This is a genomic window from Acinetobacter sp. YH01022 (assembly GCF_013420235.1).
In the GTDB taxonomy this organism is placed as follows: Bacteria; Pseudomonadota; Gammaproteobacteria; order Pseudomonadales; family Moraxellaceae; genus Acinetobacter.
Window position 1 is genome coordinate 1 of the sequence record NZ_VOYP01000052.1, and the last position, 17,673, is coordinate 17,673.

18 protein-coding genes and 2 pseudogenes are annotated in these 17,673 nt (G+C 38.3%); 11 read left to right on the forward strand and 9 right to left on the reverse strand.

Annotated features, from left to right (window positions below; translation table 11 throughout):
* Positions 1 to 116: 116 nt before the first annotated feature.
* Positions 117 to 602: pseudogene (locus tag FTT87_RS13785) on the forward strand (IS3 family transposase); the annotation flags it as partial.
* 299 nt (positions 603 to 901) lie between these two features.
* Here FTT87_RS13785 and FTT87_RS13790 read toward each other — a convergent pair.
* Positions 902 to 1,150: a hypothetical protein gene (locus FTT87_RS13790; protein WP_180042357.1), complete on the reverse strand. Its 249-nt coding sequence runs from the start codon at positions 1,148 to 1,150 to the stop codon at positions 902 to 904.
* 512 nt (positions 1,151 to 1,662) lie between these two features.
* On the opposite strand from FTT87_RS13790, the gene pgaA reads away from it, so the two are divergent.
* From pgaA to pgaD, 4 genes are read left to right on the forward strand one after another with little or no spacing between them, the layout of a single operon-like run.
* A complete protein-coding gene (gene pgaA / locus FTT87_RS13795; protein ID WP_180081301.1) occupies positions 1,663 to 4,134 on the forward strand; it encodes a poly-beta-1,6 N-acetyl-D-glucosamine export porin PgaA in 2,472 nt (823 codons plus the stop codon).
* Complete coding sequence (gene pgaB, locus FTT87_RS13800) at positions 4,134 to 5,972, forward strand: poly-beta-1,6-N-acetyl-D-glucosamine N-deacetylase PgaB (protein ID WP_180042353.1); 1,839 nt, start codon at positions 4,134 to 4,136, stop codon at positions 5,970 to 5,972. Before pgaA ends, pgaB (FTT87_RS13800) begins: the two co-directional genes overlap by 1 nt.
* Complete coding sequence (gene pgaC, locus FTT87_RS13805; protein WP_086196815.1) at positions 5,972 to 7,240, forward strand: poly-beta-1,6-N-acetyl-D-glucosamine synthase; 1,269 nt, start codon at positions 5,972 to 5,974, stop codon at positions 7,238 to 7,240. The genes pgaB (FTT87_RS13800) and pgaC overlap by 1 nt, the downstream gene beginning before the upstream one ends.
* Positions 7,233 to 7,739, forward strand: a complete 507-nt coding sequence (gene pgaD / locus FTT87_RS13810) for a poly-beta-1,6-N-acetyl-D-glucosamine biosynthesis protein PgaD (protein WP_180042351.1) — start codon at positions 7,233 to 7,235, stop codon at positions 7,737 to 7,739. Before pgaC ends, pgaD begins: the two co-directional genes overlap by 8 nt.
* Here pgaD and pgaB (FTT87_RS13815) read toward each other — a convergent pair.
* From pgaB (FTT87_RS13815) to FTT87_RS13825, 3 genes are all read right to left on the reverse strand, one after another.
* Positions 7,705 to 8,934 (reverse strand): poly-beta-1,6-N-acetyl-D-glucosamine N-deacetylase PgaB, encoded by a 1,230-nt coding sequence (gene pgaB / locus FTT87_RS13815; RefSeq protein WP_180042349.1) that lies wholly within the window; start codon positions 8,932 to 8,934, stop codon positions 7,705 to 7,707. The two genes, pgaD and pgaB (FTT87_RS13815), sit on opposite strands and share 35 nt — an antisense overlap.
* An 84-nt stretch (positions 8,935 to 9,018) precedes the next feature.
* Positions 9,019 to 9,363 carry a VOC family protein gene (locus tag FTT87_RS13820; protein ID WP_180042347.1) on the reverse strand — a complete coding sequence of 115 codons (345 nt, stop codon included), beginning with the start codon at positions 9,361 to 9,363 and terminating at the stop codon, positions 9,019 to 9,021.
* A gap of 265 nt (positions 9,364 to 9,628) precedes the next feature.
* Complete coding sequence (locus tag FTT87_RS13825) at positions 9,629 to 10,165, reverse strand: hypothetical protein (protein WP_180042345.1); 537 nt, start codon at positions 10,163 to 10,165, stop codon at positions 9,629 to 9,631.
* A 349-nt stretch (positions 10,166 to 10,514) separates the two neighbouring features.
* On the opposite strand from FTT87_RS13825, the gene cysD reads away from it, so the two are divergent.
* The 3 genes from cysD to FTT87_RS13840 all read left to right on the forward strand — a co-directional run bounded on the left by cysD (position 10,515) and on the right by FTT87_RS13840 (position 13,430).
* The gene (gene cysD / locus FTT87_RS13830) at positions 10,515 to 11,423 is read left to right on the forward strand and encodes a sulfate adenylyltransferase subunit CysD (protein WP_171522023.1); all 909 of its coding nucleotides are present in this window, start codon (positions 10,515 to 10,517) and stop codon (positions 11,421 to 11,423) included.
* 45 nt (positions 11,424 to 11,468) lie between these two features.
* Entirely contained in the window at positions 11,469 to 13,085 is a 1,617-nt protein-coding gene (gene cysN, locus FTT87_RS13835) for a sulfate adenylyltransferase subunit CysN (protein ID WP_180042343.1), read from the forward strand.
* 69 nt (positions 13,086 to 13,154) lie between these two features.
* Positions 13,155 to 13,430, forward strand: coding sequence for a hypothetical protein (locus tag FTT87_RS13840; protein WP_180175016.1), 276 nt, complete (start codon positions 13,155 to 13,157; stop codon positions 13,428 to 13,430).
* On the opposite strand, the gene FTT87_RS13845 is transcribed toward FTT87_RS13840, so the two are convergent.
* Positions 13,381 to 14,546 (reverse strand): IS3 family transposase gene (locus FTT87_RS13845; protein ID WP_119285041.1). Its coding sequence is split into 2 segments (ribosomal slippage): positions 13,381 to 14,288 and positions 14,288 to 14,546, totalling 1,167 coding nucleotides; the frame shifts between segments, so codons are not numbered across the junction. The two genes, FTT87_RS13840 and FTT87_RS13845, sit on opposite strands and share 50 nt — an antisense overlap.
* A 71-nt stretch (positions 14,547 to 14,617) precedes the next feature.
* Here FTT87_RS13845 and FTT87_RS13850 point away from each other — a divergent pair.
* The 3 genes from FTT87_RS13850 to FTT87_RS13860 all read left to right on the forward strand — a co-directional run bounded on the left by FTT87_RS13850 (position 14,618) and on the right by FTT87_RS13860 (position 16,175).
* Entirely contained in the window at positions 14,618 to 15,319 is a 702-nt protein-coding gene (locus tag FTT87_RS13850; RefSeq protein WP_180175017.1) for a hypothetical protein, read from the forward strand.
* Positions 15,320 to 15,382: 63 nt separating this feature from the next.
* A complete protein-coding gene (locus tag FTT87_RS13855; protein ID WP_180042339.1) occupies positions 15,383 to 15,892 on the forward strand; it encodes a PadR family transcriptional regulator in 510 nt (169 codons plus the stop codon).
* Positions 15,893 to 15,926: 34 nt separating this feature from the next.
* Positions 15,927 to 16,175 (forward strand): DUF2798 domain-containing protein, encoded by a 249-nt coding sequence (locus tag FTT87_RS13860; RefSeq protein ID WP_180042415.1) that lies wholly within the window; start codon positions 15,927 to 15,929, stop codon positions 16,173 to 16,175.
* Between the two features lie 69 nt (positions 16,176 to 16,244).
* On the opposite strand, the gene FTT87_RS13865 is transcribed toward FTT87_RS13860, so the two are convergent.
* The 4 genes and pseudogenes from FTT87_RS13865 to FTT87_RS13880 form a co-directional block, all read right to left on the reverse strand.
* Positions 16,245 to 16,523 carry a hypothetical protein gene (locus tag FTT87_RS13865; RefSeq protein ID WP_180042337.1) on the reverse strand — a complete coding sequence of 93 codons (279 nt, stop codon included), beginning with the start codon at positions 16,521 to 16,523 and terminating at the stop codon, positions 16,245 to 16,247.
* Between the two features lie 135 nt (positions 16,524 to 16,658).
* Positions 16,659 to 16,988: a co-chaperone YbbN gene (locus tag FTT87_RS13870; protein WP_180042335.1), complete on the reverse strand. Its 330-nt coding sequence runs from the start codon at positions 16,986 to 16,988 to the stop codon at positions 16,659 to 16,661.
* A 22-nt stretch (positions 16,989 to 17,010) separates the two neighbouring features.
* Entirely contained in the window at positions 17,011 to 17,451 is a 441-nt protein-coding gene (locus FTT87_RS13875) for an N-acetyltransferase (protein WP_180081303.1), read from the reverse strand.
* A 102-nt stretch (positions 17,452 to 17,553) separates the two neighbouring features.
* A pseudogene (locus FTT87_RS13880) lies at positions 17,554 to 17,673 on the reverse strand (IS30 family transposase); the annotation flags it as partial.

A 17,673-nucleotide genomic window follows, 5' to 3' on the forward strand; every position in this document is an offset into this window, starting at 1 on the left:
GCACTGGAAAATGGGATGTTTACCATCGGTTGGATAATGGGAGCCGGATGAGCTGAGAGGTTCATGTCCGGTTCTGCGAGGGGCTAAGGGTGAAATTCCCTTGGTCTACTCACCCGTATATTCAAACCAATTCAGGTTGGGTCTATACCGCCTTTATTATTGATGTGTTCTCGCGAGCAATTGTTGGATGGAAAGTATCAACACGGATGAATACAGACATGGTGCTCGATGCACTGGAGCAAGCATTGCATGATCGAGGCATGCCAAAGAACGTGATTCATCATAGTGACAGAGGCGTGCAATATCTTTCCATTCGTTATACCAATCGTTTAGAAGCAGCAAATTTACGAGCATCAGTCGGTACGACCGGTGATTCATACGATAATGCTTTGGCTGAAACGGTGAATGGCTTATACAAAACAGAGGTGATTGAATATTTAAAAGCGGATTGGCAAGGTTTAGCGGATGTACAACTTGCGACACTAAACTGGGTAGATTGGTTCAATAAAAAGCGTGTACATAGTGCACTAGGTTATGTGTCACCTTTTGATTTTGAAGCAATGTACTATGATAAAATTAACCCATTAGGTCAGGTGGCCTAACTTAAATAAAAAGTCTCCGACAAACCTGGTACGGTTCACCCATTTCTCGATTACTCTGCTTATGTAAGAAAGTTAATGGGTTGTTTTACTTGCTGAAAATGTGGTCGGCGTCTGATCCCTAATCGGCTTAAAGCTGGTTACTCTTTATCAATAAGTATAAGGGCTTGATATCTCTGCTTCTTGTGCTGATCTTTAGACAATGAAAATCATGTGTACTTCCTTATGCAAGACCTATTGGAATCATCTGCATCGTTTCATCATGAATTGTCAGTTGAGCTTTAATCGTATGGTATTTTTTCTTAGCACTTATAGAATTTTTTTCCGCTTTTTGGGGAATGCTTCATTGCCATCTCAGTGGCATCAACAATAACAACCTCCCCATCTAAGCCTTCACTATGAGATAATTTCCTAGGCAAATGAAACTTATCATATTTTATTAAAATATTTTCGATCTTTTGGATGATTCCACATGCATTAGATGCATGTATTTCATGGCTCATAGCGACAGGAAAAAGTGTTTGATATTTATGCCAATAACGTAGAGTCATTAATGGTTAATCTTTCGGTAAAAGGCTAAAAGGTCTGCCTCGTCCGGTATTTGCTTGGCTTATTTTTAATACTTCGAGCACTTCTAAAAAAATTCTAGGTTGTATTCCAATAAGTCATTTGAATTGACTGCTTAATAATATTTTAACTTTTGAATATTTTATGTTCCTATAATAATAGAACATATCTTTTCTGTATGAATGAAAATACTCAACTTATTGAGTATTTTTGATTTATACAAGATATTCATTTTGAGTAATAATGTTTTTATAAAGTGGTTAAGATGAAGGATTATATAAAAAATTAATTATTAAATAAATAAAATATTGCTGTTAAAATAATTTGCTAAGATAAAAAAATAATATATTTCACAATTAAAATAATGTGATATTTATCGCATAAAATAATAAAAACACAAAATTATACACAATATTTTTGTTAATACGGTCTTTTATTTATATATTGTGGATTACAATATGACCATTAATAACAATGAATAAAGAATATTTTAATTATGAACTTTAATCTCACTATACTATCGATCTCCTGTGGGACTTTACTGTTTTCTACATTGTCATTCGCAGAATTGATCTATAAAGACGTTGTTGATCAACAACGTGAAAAAATTGTACCTTTAATTAAACAAGGCCAGGTGGATACTGGATTACAAAAACTCAGGCAATTATTGGGGCGCTATCCCAATAATCAAAAATTGATTGCTGATTTTGTACTAATGGCTTATGAAAATAAAAAATTTGCAGAATCAGATATTCGCTACCTGAAGGGTATTCAAAGTCAGCAATTTCCAGACTATGGAAAAATATATGTTATTAAGGCACTACGCGACTTAAAAAAATTTGAGCTTGCAGAAAACTGGGCCAAAAACTTTGCCAAAACCGATTCTAATCAACAATGGATCGTGTGGGCAGGAATATTACAAGCAGAAGCCGGTAAAAAGGCTCAGGCGAAAAAAACCCTTTCTCAAGTTGATATTAATCAAGTCGAAGCAGATTATTTAGCACAGCTTTCCTATACTTACCGGATACTAGATATGCCTGTTGAGGCATTGAATACGGCTAATCTGGCTCTTGAAAAGAGCAAGGACATGGGTACCGAGGAACAGTATGCATTAGCATTGCTGAATAATGCAGATTACGCTAATGCGGAAAACTTTATACAAAACAGTAACTCATTAAAAGAGAATACTGATCTCAGAGCCAATGCCAAAATTAGTGAATTTTCTCAGCGGATTCAAAATGCTGTGGAATATTATAAACTTTCAATTTATCGAGGACGAAAACAGCCGTACCAGCAACTCGATGAAGTGCTCGCAGATATGGAGCAATACGAATCACAATTGCCGAATGATTCCAATTGGAAACGCCGTTTTTATTATGAATACATCTATGCCTTAAACGAGCGAAATCGCTCTAAAAAAGTTTTTGAACAAATTTCAAAAACAGGAGTGCCTCTAGAACAGATGCCTCCTTATGTGCGTCAAGCTATTGCAGATGCTTACTTTAAGAATCAACAACCTCAAATAGCTGAAAAAATTTATAAAAGCTTATTGAATGAAAAGAGCTATGCTCATTTTGAGCTATATGCAGGCTTGTATTACTCATTAATTGAACAAGAGAAATATAAGGAAGCTGATCAATTACTCAAAACGATGGACAAGGCATTACCTACTTTCCAATACAGTAATGCTAAAGGTGTGGATAAGGTTACTCATGATGACCGGAGTGAATATTTAGCTTTAGTCGGGCTTAATTACGCCTATCGTCAAGAATATGCTAAAGCAGAACAATACTATGAACAATTAATTGCAAAAGCACCGAATAACGTTCTTTTTCAAAATAATCGTGCATTCATTCAACTTTTGCGTGAAAACCCACAGCGTGCAGAATGGATTGTATCTCAATGGGATGGAGTCATACCTGTAGATGAAGGCATCCGGATCCGTCATTTAGAAAATCTGCGAGCTTTGGAAAATATCCAGCAATGGCGTCTGCAAAGTACTGAACTCATGCAAACCATGCCTGAAGATACGACCGTAATAAAAAATAAAAAACAGCTTGATGACCGTAATCATGCCTCTATTCAACATCAGAGTAACTTTTCAGAAAGTGATTCTGATAACTCGGCTTTACTTAATCGTTTGAAGGGGAACCGTGAGCAGGATCATTTTACCCGCATTCACAGCCCATGGTTTTTTGATAATTATCGTACTTATGTAGATCACAGTTTTCGTTCTGGTGAATATGATACGGGCACAATTGAAGATCAACGCGTAGGTTTAGGACTGGAATGGGCATCACGTCGTAAAGCAGTGAATATCATGTTGTCTCAGAGTATCGATAATCCACAAGATCAAGACCGTTTTGGGATCAAGGCCAATTGGTCACAATGGCTGAATGATCATTGGCAGTATGCATTCGGATTTAATAGTCAGGCGGATATTCCATTACAGGCCATCCGAAAGGGCAATGAAGGTAAATCTTATACTTTTGATTTGAATTGGCAACAGCATGAATCTCGTAAGGCGGGTCTGGTCTATCTGTTAACTGATATTGATGATAATAATACACGCCAAGAGGTTTCGGCATACCTTAAACAGCAGATTTTCCAGGCTCCGCATCATATTACCAGTTTGACTTTAGCGGGTTATTACAGCCAGAACAAAGATGTCATTGTGGACTATTTCAATCCTGAAGAAAGTTATAGTGCAGAGTTGCATTTACAGCATGAGTGGATTACGTGGCGGAGATATGACCGCAATTTTACTCAAAATTTTGAAGCTACCGTTGGGACTTTTGGACAAGATAATTATTCCGCGAAGCCAATTTATAACGTTTTTTATGGACATGATTGGCAGGTTTCCCGGACTTGGAGTCTGAACTATGGCATAGGATGGGGAACTCATCCTTATGATGGTGAAGATGAAGAAAAAACTTATGCAACAGTGGGCTTTAAAGGAATTTTTTAATGAAACAAGTGATGAAAACCTTACTTTCTGCTGTCATGGTAACGGTCTTCGCCGTTCCTGCGACGGGTTTTACGCAAAATATAACCAAAAATACCACTGAAATACCTGATAACTTATTTGTTACCATTACTTTTCATGATGTTCGAGATGATGTTGCCCGTGAAGGAGATCGGGATCTTTATGCAATCAGTACTAAAAATTTAGGACGCTATTTTGCCTGGCTAAAACAGGAAGGCTGGCAAACCATCAGTTTGCAAGATGTATGGGATGCTCGGCAAAAGAAAAAGAAATTACCAAAAAAATCAGTGTTATTGACCTTTGATGATGGCGCACTCAGTAGTTATACCCGGGTTTTTCCATTATTAAAACAGTATAAATATTTCGCTGCTTTTGCTATTCCGACGAGCTGGATTAACGGGAATACCAAAGATGCTTATGAAGCCTATGGTCAAAATAGCTTAATGTCCTGGGATCAAATGCGTGAAATGCAGCGCTCAGGTCTGGTAGAGTTTGTTTCACATTCGGACAATATGCATAAGGGCATACTTGCCAATCCACAACAAAGTATGCAGCCTGCAGCAATTACACGTCAATTTTTACCAAAATATCAACGTTATGAATCTGATCAAGCTTATCAAAACAGGGTTGTAGAAGATTTACAACAATCCAAGAAAATTTTAGACACTGAATTGGGAATAGATACACGCGCGATATTCTGGCCTTATGGGGCGGTGACCAAGGAAAGTGAAGAACTTGCAGAAAAAGCTGGTTTGCCTATGTCATTTAGCTTGGGCAGTATGTCAACCCTTGCTGATTCGGGGCAAACCTATCAACGTGCCCTAGTAATGAATAATCCAACCCCCGAAATGCTGCATGCAGAAATGCTGGATTTTTTAACTTTTGCAAGCGATATCCACAAACAGCGGAGAAGTTATATCCGTTTTGATTTGGCTGAAATGGTCAGTCCTAATGACAAAATTTTTGATCAAAAACTGGGGCAATTCTTAGATCAGATTAGTGCATTACAAACCAATACTATTTTATTAAAAACCGTAGCGGATGAAAATGGGGACGGAAAAATAGATGTTGCCTATTTTCCTAATCGTCAACTGGGTATGCGTAAGGATTTATTAAATCGTACAGTTTGGCAAGCACGCACCCGTGTGGGTAATCGGGTGTATGCTGAATTACCGATCAGTTTACAAACGAAACAGGGACTCAATTTTGCAGATCTTACTGCGGAATTAGTTAAGTATAATTCTTCAGTTGAAGGTGTAATGATCGATATTGGAGATGAGCTCGACTGCGCGATACAGAAAAAGACTTGGGATGGGGAATGCGCTGAAAAAATAAAACAGGTTTTTGATATAAAAGATCAAGCTAAAAAACATGCAAAATATTACACCAATATCAGTAATAATTATCAAACTGTTTTGAAAATTACCTTAAAGGATAAGCATGTAGATGGATTAATGCCTTTGATGGAATATAGTTTAAATAATAATGATTTTCTTTATATTGAATTTGATCCGGTGAAAGATTCTGGAATATTTAAAACTTTAGAAAAACAACTGGAAAAATTAAACAGTATACAAAAACAGTATTTAATCGTGAGTTTTACAGTAAATCCGAATGGGAAAAGAAGTGATTGGAAAGAATATTCACAATATTATCAGGAATTAAAAAAATTATCCGTACAAAAAATTGGGATTAATAATTATCAATTGAAGGCTGGACAGCAAGTTCAAGGACATCTTTACCAAGATCTAAGTATTAATACCAGTCCACTCACTTATCGTAATCCATATGAAAATAATACTGCGAAGGGGAGGAAATAATGACTGATTCAAGTTTATTTCAAATGAGTGACGTATATTTTGGCTTTGCTTTTTTCTACCCATTATTTATGGCGTGGCTTTGGATTGCGGGGGGAATCTGGTTCTATTTAAAACATGAACGCAAGCAACCATCGTTACCTCATCCTAGCGAACATGGATGCAGTATTATTATTCCTTGTTTTAATGAGGCAGCACAGGTTAGGGATACCATAAAGTTTGCCATGCAAACACAGTATCCGGATTTTGAAGTCATTGCAGTCAATGATGGTAGTCGAGATAAGACTGCTGAAATTCTAGATGAGCTTTTGCAAAAATATCCAAAACTCAGGGTTGTCCATTTGGCTGAAAATCAGGGCAAGGCCTATGCTTTACGTGCCGGTGCAATGGTGAGTCAAAATGAATATCTAGTTTGTATAGATGGTGATGCATTAATCCATCCTCATGCAGTGTTATGGATGATGCATCATTTAACAAGATATCCACGGGTTGGGGCAGTCACTGGGAATCCTCGTATTTTGAACCGCTCCAGTATTCTGGGCAAAATTCAGGTGGGTGAATTCTCTTCTATTATTGGATTAATTAAACGTGCACAACGTACCTATGGACGCATCTTTACTGTTTCAGGCGCAATCGTTGGTTTTCGTAAAACGGCACTAGACCGGATTGGATATTGGCGCGATGACATGATCACGGAGGATATCGATGTATCATGGCGCTTACAGTTCGATCATTGGGACTTGCAATATGTCCCAAGAGCATTGTGCTATATCTATATGCCTGAAACCTTCAACGGCTTGTGGAAACAGCGTTTGCGTTGGGCACAAGGAGGAGTGGAGGTTTTATTTGCTTATTTACCAAACTTATTTAGGTGGAATCGACGCCGTATGTGGCCTATTGCACTAGAGTCTATTATCAGTGTGGTTTGGGCATATGTGATGTTCGGTATTATTATCTTATATCTATATGGCCTATTTTTTTCTTTACCCGGAGAGTGGGCAATTCAATCTCTCTTTCCACAATGGTACGGGATTATTCTGGGTTTAACTTGCCTGATTCAATTCTTTGTTAGCTTATATATTGATAAACCCTATGATAAAGCCCGAATCTTCAGAAACTATTTTTGGGTCATTTGGTATCCACTGTTCTTCTGGATTCTGACTATGCTGACGACTGTGGTTGCATTACCTAAAACGATTTTCAAGACTCAAAAACGTGCACGTTGGGTAAGCCCAGATCGTGGATTTAGAGGAGAGCCAGAAAATGACTAAAGTCTATAAATATTATTTAATTGAAGATGAATCAAAATTAGAACTACCAGCGTACATTGATCAACCTGAATATGTACGTAATAAAAGCTTGGGTTACAGTTTGCAAATCGTGGGTTGGTTTATGTTTATGTGGTTATTTATGCCAGTGTTGACCCTATTTTTATGGTGGTTTGAAAGTCAAACCATTTATCAGCAACTGGTTATACAAGCCCAACCCAATAGCCCATTAAGTTTAATCAATATTGTTGTGATGATTTTAAGCTTTATTGGCGTGCTGTTGCTTTGGGCAACTTATAACTGGGCCCGCTTTTCAGGTAAGGATCGTAGAAAAGCTCCATTAGCGGTCGCGGTACCCCAACTTGCCAGCAGTTTTAAGGTGAATACGGCAGATATTATCAATATGCAACAGGCCAGAAATTTAACCCTTTATTATAATAATAAAGGGTTACTGGAATTCTTTGAGACTAATCACCAGTTAAAAAAGCGGATTTCAGCTTAGATGGTTGAGGATGTTCCTCTACAAAATCATCGGGGTAATAACCAATATGTTTTACCCCGTGTTTTTCTAAAAACTTGATGGTATCCACAATTTCTTCGGTGGAAAGTTTTTGATTATTTCGCCAATTCAACGCCTGAAGTTCAAAAATCGTATGACTCAAATCTGGGTCATATTTTTTTGACCGTTTTACGAGATCCAAATAGAATTGTTGATGGTCATCCGCTTCTTCCATATAGGGCATCGCCATAATGGCATTGTAGTCATAATATTGATAAGTACTGGGCATGGATTGGCTAAACCAGTTTTCACTATGAGGCTCTAAGACCACAGGTGCATACATATTGCGTGCAGTCAGTAGATGAGGTTGTTGCTGTTTAATGATTTTGGTAATACCTGCAGCAAATTGATCCAGATAGGCTGTTTTAAATTTTGCAAACTCTAATTGTTTGGATTGCCGAGGCTGTTTTAATAATTGATCTGCACCAAATCCCCAAGCCCGATACATATTTTGTGCCGGAGCAGAGCTGTCTTCATAATCATTCAGCGTGACATCATCATGGTAGAGCACACCATCTACTGCATTTGATTTGATAAAATCTAAATAAATCTCGGAAACATATTGCAGGTTTTTCGGATCAAATGGGGATACCCGAATATAGCCCTGTTTTCCGCCGTTGTTATGTGAGACATAAGTCAGTTTGTAATTTTTTGGAAACTCCCACGCCATTAAGGGCAACCAGGCATAAATATGCTTGACCTGGGTCTTGCTACGAATCTGGCTGACAAGAAGAGGAAAAAGATTGTCTCTGGTCGGGATGTGGCGGTTTTTAAAGTACACCTGATTGGCTGAACCATTTGCATCGGGATCGGCAAAGGCTTGCAAGAAAATGGTATTGGGTTGAATCTTGTTAATACGTTGTAATAAAGCCTGAAGATTTTCTTGCTGCTGTTCTTTATTTTTATCATATACATAGTCAATATCGATATGCATGATACGCATCTGATCGATTTTGCTGGTTTTTTTTAATGGCGGCACAACTGATTTTTGTGTCATATTTTGCTGCACAATTGCATCAATAGGATGTGGCTTGATCTGTACGAAATCTGCAGCCTGTGTAGCCAATGGCAGACAGGTTAAGCTCCAACAAAGACAATGGCTAAGCCTGCTCTGGTATAAATTTTTTAAATTATTCATTATTATACTCACATTTCTTGGTTATAGAGTTTTAAAAAATATCAATGGGTTGTTTTATTATTAGCTCATCCTGTTAAAGGGTGATCAGGCATGAATCAAATCATCAATCAGCAGCTTTTTCATTTTAAATAACGTTGCTTGTGCATGAGAATTCTGCTTAACAATCTCGCCTAAATTTTCAGGGTGAATTTTCCAGCTCACCCTAAACTGGTCTTTACACCAGCTAGATTGGCTCTCGATTCCTTTTAGCGTGATGCTATTCCAGTCATAATCAATCTCGGTCTGATTTTCGCATTCAATGATTTTTGCTTTTGCCGTATATTCGTTTGTGGCAATCATGTGACTATACGGAAGACTAGAGTAATACCATTCACAGGCTGCTTTGGCATTTTTTCCAAACCACAGGCAAGGATAAATAGAGGTCGTCATTATTATGCTCTATATAGGTCATATAAACAGATAATGTAGCGCTCTACCAGCATGACTCAAGTGAGTTTGTGCAGGCTAATTGTTTAAAATTGATTCAATTTAAATGAAAAATGCAGCCGATGAGACTGCATTTTTTAGCTGGTAAAAATTTATCTAGATTCAATCATTTGTGATATTAAGACTTGATGAATCGGTTAATGGACTAGCTTTAATATTTTATCTTAAATGGACCAAGCTGCATGGCAGCTATCTTAAATAAGCACGATTAAAGTAAACAGGTTTGAATACGCACTTTCATGTTCAATGCCTGTTGCAGAATAAAGGCTTTCATCCAGTTGACCTGTTGTCCCATCGGATTGGTTTTGATGGCTGTCTTCAAGAAATCCAAGTTGGCCTGATTGAACAGTTGTGTTTCAATGGCCTGTTCAAGCTGAGCACTACTGGCTGTCATGGGCAGGCTCACCAGATAAAATGCCTTGGGATAGTTATAAAAGGCATACAACAAGTTAAAGGCTTTTTGATCGGCCTTAAGATTGCCTGCACCAATTTCATAGCTGCGATCCTGATTGCTATGGGTGACACCAATTAAAAAATCAAAATGATTATCCGAAAGTCTTAGTCCAAATTGCAGCCCAATCTGGTCAGCGGTGAGCTCATGTTGCACAAAATTATTCAGGATGGAGCCATCCTCTCCCCAAGGTTCTTGCAGCACCAGTAAATGTGGATTGTGCTGATAGATGTGGCCTGCAAGCTGTGCCTGTTCCAGGCTGGATTTCACGGATTCAATAGTATGGTCTGGCATAGGTATAATTCAAAAGAATACAGGAGATGGGAGAAAGTTTAGTTACTCTATGCAATTTTCAGCATGAATTACATAGATGTTTTAGAGGAATTAACAATCAGATTAGATTTTGTACATTTTAATGTTGGCTTGCGGTAAGGATTATCTCTGAATACAATAATAGATCATCATTTAAGTAAATCATTAATAAAAACTTATACTCTTTATTAGTTAAGCTTTATATGAGAAATATGCATATTAATATAATAAAACAAGCAATAGATGTGATAACTAAATCTCTATAATGAATATATATATTTTTAAAAGTGTAATAAGTACACGTTGATCTGAGCTGGTGTTGTCAATGTCCATAACTGAGGAAAGACTTACTCATCTTAAACAGCTTGAAGCTGAGAGTATTCACATTATTCGTGAAGTGGCTGCCGAATTTGAAAATCCGGTCATGTTGTATTCTATTGGTAAAGATTCTGCAGTGATGCTGCATCTTGCTTTAAAAGCCTTTTATCCTGCAAAACTTCCATTCCCGCTATTGCATGTCGATACAGGCTGGAAGTTTAAAGAGATGATCACCTTCCGCGATAACATGGCGAAAACCCATGGTTTCGATTTGATCGTGCATCAAAATAAAGAAGGCGTTGAAGCAGGAATCAATCCGTTTGATCATGGTAGTTCTAAATATACTGACATCATGAAAACCCAGGGCTTAAAACAGGCTTTGGATAAATACGGTTTTGATGCTGCCTTTGGCGGTGCGCGCCGTGACGAAGAAAAATCACGTGCCAAAGAACGTGTTTACTCGTTCCGTGACAGTAAACACCGTTGGGATCCTAAAAACCAGCGTCCAGAACTTTGGAACCTTTACAACGGTAAAGTGAACAAAGGCGAAAGTATTCGTGTGTTCCCGTTATCAAACTGGACTGAACTTGATATCTGGCAATACATCTATTTGGAAAGTATTCCATTAGTACCACTTTATTTGGCTGCAGAACGTCCTGTGGTTGAACGTAGTGGCACACTGATTATGATTGATGATGAACGTATGCCTCTACAAGAGGGCGAAGTTCCACAAATGAAATCGGTACGTTTCCGTACTTTAGGGTGTTACCCACTTACGGGTGCAGTTGAATCAACTGCCAACACCTTGCCGGAAATTATCCAAGAGATGCTCTTGGCGACCAGCTCAGAACGTCAAGGTCGTATGATTGACCATGATGAAGCAGGCTCGATGGAGAAGAAAAAACAGGAAGGTTACTTCTAATTTTTCGATCTGAACCCGATTTCTAAAGTATGTGGAGTTTGAGCGATGTCTCATCAATCTGAACTGATTAGCCAGGATATTTTGGCGTATTTAAAACAGCACGAAAATAAAGACTTACTGCGTTTTTTGACCTGCGGTAACGTGGATGACGGTAAATCGACTTTAATCGGTCGTTTGCTTTACGATTCAAAATTGATTTATGAAGATCAATTGCAAGCCGTAACCCGTGACTCGAAAAAAGTCGGTACGACTGGTGATGCACCTGACTTGGCACTTCTTGTGGATGGCCTGCAAGCTGAACGTGAGCAGGGCATTACCATTGATGTAGCTTATCGTTATTTCTCTACTGAAAAGCGTAAGTTCATCATTGCCGATACTCCGGGGCATGAGCAATACACGCGTAACATGGCGACAGGCGCGTCTACCTGTGACCTTGCTATTATCCTGATTGATGCGCGTTATGGTGTACAAACCCAAACCCGTCGTCATACCTACATTGCAAGCTTGCTGGGTATTAAGAACATTATTGTTGCAATCAACAAAATGGACTTGGTTGAATTCTCTGAAGCGCGTTTCAATGAAATTCAGGCCGATTATGCCAACTTCGTAAGCCAATTGGGCGACCGTAAGCCAAGCAATATCATCTTTACGCCTATTTCTGCATTGAATGGCGATAACGTGGTGAATAAGTCGCCAAATACGCCATGGTACACGGGCGAAACCTTAATGGGTACGCTTGAGTCTGTAGAAATTAACCGTGATACCGCGAAACGTGATTTCCGTTTCCCTGTTCAATATGTTAACCGTCCGAACCTCGACTTCCGTGGTTTTGCCGGGACGATTGCGCTGGGTGAAATCAATGTCGGCGATACAGTTGTGGCTTTACCATCGGGTAAGACTTCAACAGTGAAAGAAATCGTGACTTATGATGGCAACCTTGAACATGCTTTTGCTGGTCAAGCGGTGACATTAACGCTGAATGATGAAATTGACGTATCACGCGGTAATATGCTGGTTCGTGCAGATCAGGGCATTCCTGCCATTTCACGTTCGGTTAAAGCGACTGTGGTATGGATGGCGGATCAACCGCTGGTCATTGGCAAGTTGTATAACATCAAAATCGGTACACAAACGGTTCCTGCCAAAGTGACTGGCATTAACTTCCGTACCAATGTAAATACACTTGAACAAATGCAAGTGGATCACCTTGATCTGAATGCGATTGCCAATGTGACTGTTGAATTTGATGCGCCAGTGGTCTTTGACCGTTATCAGGACAGCCGTTACACCGGTTCGTTTATCTTCATTGATCGTTTGAATAATGTCACGATTGGTGCGGGTATGGTGGAAGAGTCTGTTGAATGGACTGCACATAGCAACCCTGTAACAGCGGAAGACCGTGCGGCACGTTTGGGTCAAAAACCTGCGTCAATTACGGTATCGGCCAAAGCACTGGAAAATGCGCAAGCGCTTGAAAACTTGTTATTGCAACAAGGTATCGTGGCGATTGCAAAAGCTGATCTTGATGCCGCGCAAGTTGCACTGCTTCGTGAAACAGGTATTGCAGTCATTACTACTGTTGCAGAAGGTACAGATGTAAGCTTCGCACAAGAGTCGGTTGAAGAACTGGCTGAGAAGATTGTGGAATTGGTTCGTCTGTAATAGATTGATCTAATTTAAAAAACCCGCTGAAAGGCGGGTTTCTTTTTAATTATATTTTCATGAGTTGTTATGAAAAAACCTGATCAAAACTTAGATGAAGATTTTACTTCCAATCATATTTTAAAATTAGAAATAAAAGAGCTTAAAGCTGTATATGAGCGAAGTATTGCAACTAGAGACTTTGAAATACAGCAACTTCAAAATAGAAATAATTATTTTATTATTTTCCAAGGCGTAATGCTTTCAGGAGTTCTGATGTGTGCTGAATTAGCAGGAGACTTTCACTTGGGAGATTCTAGGCAGCTAACCGATAAAAGTCTTCTGCCATTTGATTTGGTGTCTTAAAATCCAAGCCTTTTTGAATTCTTCGCTGATTATAAAATAACTCTATATATTTTGTAATATCCGCTTTGGCTTCTTCCCTTGTTTTGTAGTTGCGATGATGGACTAGTTCATTTTTGAGTATGCCCCAGAAACTCTCTATCGGTGCATTATCAAAGCAGTCGCCTTTTTTGCTCATTGAACCCTGAAAATCAAATTTCTCAAGTAAGTTTCGATATTCATTACTGCAATATTGGCTGCCTCTATCTGAATGTACAATGAGATCTTTAGCAGGTTTCTGATTGCGAATAGCCATATTCAATGCATCACAAACAAGCTTGGCTGTCATGCGCTCATTTAAGCTATAGCCAACAACCTGTTTCGTGTAAAGATCTTTGACAGCTGCCAAGTACAACCAGCCCTCAGCCGTCCAAATGTAGGTAATGTCACTCGACCACGCAAGATTAGGCTTCGTCATTGAAAACTGTTGCTTGAGTAAATTGTCATAAATAGAACGGTTGTGATCACTGTTCGTGGTTCTTTTGAAACGCTTATGGCGCTTACAATACAACTGATTTGATTTTTTTATTTGGCGCACAGCATACGTACTTATTTTGATACCTTGCGCTTGTAAATGCTTGGTTAATCGAACATAGCCATAGCTTTGTTTGGTTTCTTCATGGGCTATTTTGACCAAAATTGTCTGCTGATTTCGCTGAATTGATCTTTTACTCATGCCTCGCTTTAGCCAATCATAAAAGCGAGAAACGGATACACGAAGTAATCGAGCCATTAAAATAATCGGAAATAAGTGGCTTTGCGATTTCATATAGGCGTACCTCACTGACTTTCTTTGGCAAAGTACGCTGCTGCCTTTTTTAAAAATTCACGTTCCATTTCAGCTGTTTTGAGCTGTTGTTTAAGCTTCTTATTTTCTTCGAGTAAGGCGTTTAGATCGGGCGAATACTGTTTTGTGCCTGCTAAAGTTCCAGCCTTTGCTTTGTTATTCCAGTTCGAAAGGGTTTGCATTGAAATGCCAAGTTGTCTAGCGGATTCCGATACATTACCTTGGTTCTCTTCAATGGCTTTTATGGCTTCAGCTTTAAATTCTGCGGTGTAAGTCTTCTGTTTCTTGCTCATGGTAAACTCCTAATGAGTATGTATAGTTTACCAAGTTAAACCCTCCTGTTTTTTAAGCACACATCATTCTGATGGCATCAGCTAGTAAGCCATTAGCTGAGTTTTTCATTTGCTTATTTTGCGTTTTCTTTTCTATATATCAGACTAATATTGCTGCAGGTGCAAAGTATTGGCAAGAATATTGGGAATTAAAGACTTCGAAATCTGAAAAAGTATTAAGGGAAAAATTTGATAAATATATGGAAATTTATAAAGAAAATTTAATTAGAAGAATTAGTAATGAAATTGAATATTTAACGATACTAGGTATGTATGACGAAAAAATAGAGAAGTTAAAAGAAGAAATAGGGAAGATAAAGGATGGTAAGTATATATTTTATCACCTATTCGAGTTTTTAGAAAAAGATGATCCTAGGTTCAAAGATCTGGAGGAGTTTAAAGAGGATTTAAAGAAAAAAATAGAAGAAAACGAGAAAAGTTTTGATCCTATGTTTAAAGATTCAGTGAACGTCTTTGATCTTATTAGTAACTTTTTAGTGTTGAGAAAGTATTCTGTAAGTCGTATTCCTATTATTGTTGGAATCTGTTTCACTGTGCTCTGGATTAGTTTATTTGTAAGCACTATGAAATTTGGTGGTGAGAACTTGATGATAGTTAAAGGTTTTACGATAGAGCCTAATACCCATTCACTCGTTGATGCTGGTGAGTTACCTAAATCTGAGTTAGATAAAGAAAAGACAAATATTATTAAAGTCAAACAGATTGTAGAATAACATTTGCATTTAGCTTAAAATAAACTAAGATATATCTTATATTAATTTAAGATTAATCTTAAGATGTCAATCCAAGATCTCATTGCTGACGCTGAAAGCAAACCAACGACGCGTAAACGCCTGTTTGAAGCCGGACAGATGAAGCTCTTGGTGCTGCATTTCATTGCCCAATCCCCAAAGTTTAGTTACGACATTATCAAAGAGGTGGCTGGTTTGGTAGGCGGGAACTACAAGCCGAGCACAGGCACCATCTGTCCGACGATTCACTATCTTGAAGAACATCACTACACAGAAGTGAAGCTGAGTGAGGATGAGCGCAAGCAATATCACATTACAGCCAAAGGCCTAAAACATTTAGCTGCGCATCAAGACGAAATCAATAAAGTTCTCGACCGCTTTAATACGCGTAAGCAAATCCAGAACAACGAACACTATGTCGATATCAAACGTGCGATGGAAAACCTGAAAACTTCATTGCGCCTTAAGATTCAACATACCGAACTGAACCCAGAGCAAATCCGTGAAATCTCCGGAAAGATTGATCAGGCAGCAGTAGAAATTGCACGTATGTAATTCGATTCACGATTTAAAAAGATTAGGTTAAATGATGAAAAATAATTTCCCAAAATTCCACCCAAAACATCTGACTTGGCTGATGCCACTTATCCTTTCAGGCATTATGAGCGGAGCAATTTCCTGCTTTAACATGTTGCTGAATAAAGGCTTGGTTGATGGCTTCTTTTCTCTGTGGCTACATGCATGGAGCTTGTCATGGCTGATGGCATTTCCACTGATTCTGGTGATGCTGCCATTGGTGCGTAAATTTCTAATGCAATTTGTAGAAATGCCCAAGTAAAAAATGATTCGGTTTGATTTAAAAACTGTCAAAACCATACATATAAGAGACGGGATGAATATATAAGATTTAGTCCCATTTTTTTCTCAGCCAGATCACTAAACGGGTCAAAATTAGCAGTACGGCAAAATAGATCTGAAAGACGGCTGCAAAAATCATGATCCAGCCGCTATTCCCCGGGGTCTTTCTTGCATCAAGCTCAATGATAAATACCAAAATTGCAACCACAATTTCAAAAACAATCACAGTTTTAAATAGCCAGACCCACGGAAAACGCAACAACCAGGTCAGGAAAATAACGCCTAAACCAGGGAACAGGCAAAATAGGAAAATGACTTTTAAATCCATAATAATTGAGTATTTTTTATTGTGGGTGTGGGGCTAACAATATATTGAATAAAAATAGAAATAAAGCAATGCACTTGAAAAGACTATGCAATATTCAATAGGGTATTTTTATCATGTAACCATAATAATTTTAGATTAGTTCATTGAATCAACAATGCATTTCATTTCATTCAAACTTTTTACCCCTGCAATCCGTTGAATGATTTGTCCGTTTTTAAAAATCAGTGTAGAAGGCAAACCGTAAACGTTATAGCGCAAGGTCAGAATCGGGGATTGATCGACATTGATCTTACCGAATTTGATCTCGGGCTTTAGTACAGCATAATGTGCTGCCAACTGTTCAAATACAGGAAAATTTTGTACACACGGGGCACACCAGTTGGCATAAAAACGAATCACGGCAAATCCTTCAAACCATTCAAAGTCACTATAATTATCTTCATTGTATTCAATGACGGCTGACATAAACTTCCTGATATTTTCCCAATTAATGCTTAGACCAAGTCATGCTTAATTCTGCATGACCCGTGTTTTTATCCATAGCTTGGCTGATGATTTTAAAGCCCTGCTGCTGATAAAAATTGACCGCTGCGGTATTTTCAGTATAGACATTTAAATGCAATTCATCACATTGCTGTTTAAAAAAATCAATCAAGGCCGTACCGTATCCCAAACCTTGCTGATGAGGCGCAATAAAAAGTGCAGCCAGCGCTGATTCTGATCTTAATAAGGATGCAAAACCTGCGACAGTTTGATTTTCCTTGATCACATAATTTTCGGCTAAAGGCAGGTAAAGATCACGCATCGGAAGCAACTGCTGTTCCCAGTAAGAAGCAGGAATAAAATCATGTGCCTGTAGGGAAGCATTGAGCCAGATGTCTAAGATAGATTCCATATTCTGCATTTCAGCTTTTTGAATAGTTGCCATGCGCTCATATCATTTTGCTGAATAGTAGGCAGATTATACATAAGTCCACAGTTATTCATTCCCGGCTATTTCTATGTTCAAATAGAATAGTAAATGGCGGATTCAAGCGGCAAGTGCAACAGTATAAAAACCAGCCATAACTTCACTCGGTGTATGCCAACCTAGTGTTTTTCTAGGACGATGGTTGAGTGCAAATTCTATCTGCTCTATTTGTTCGTTTAA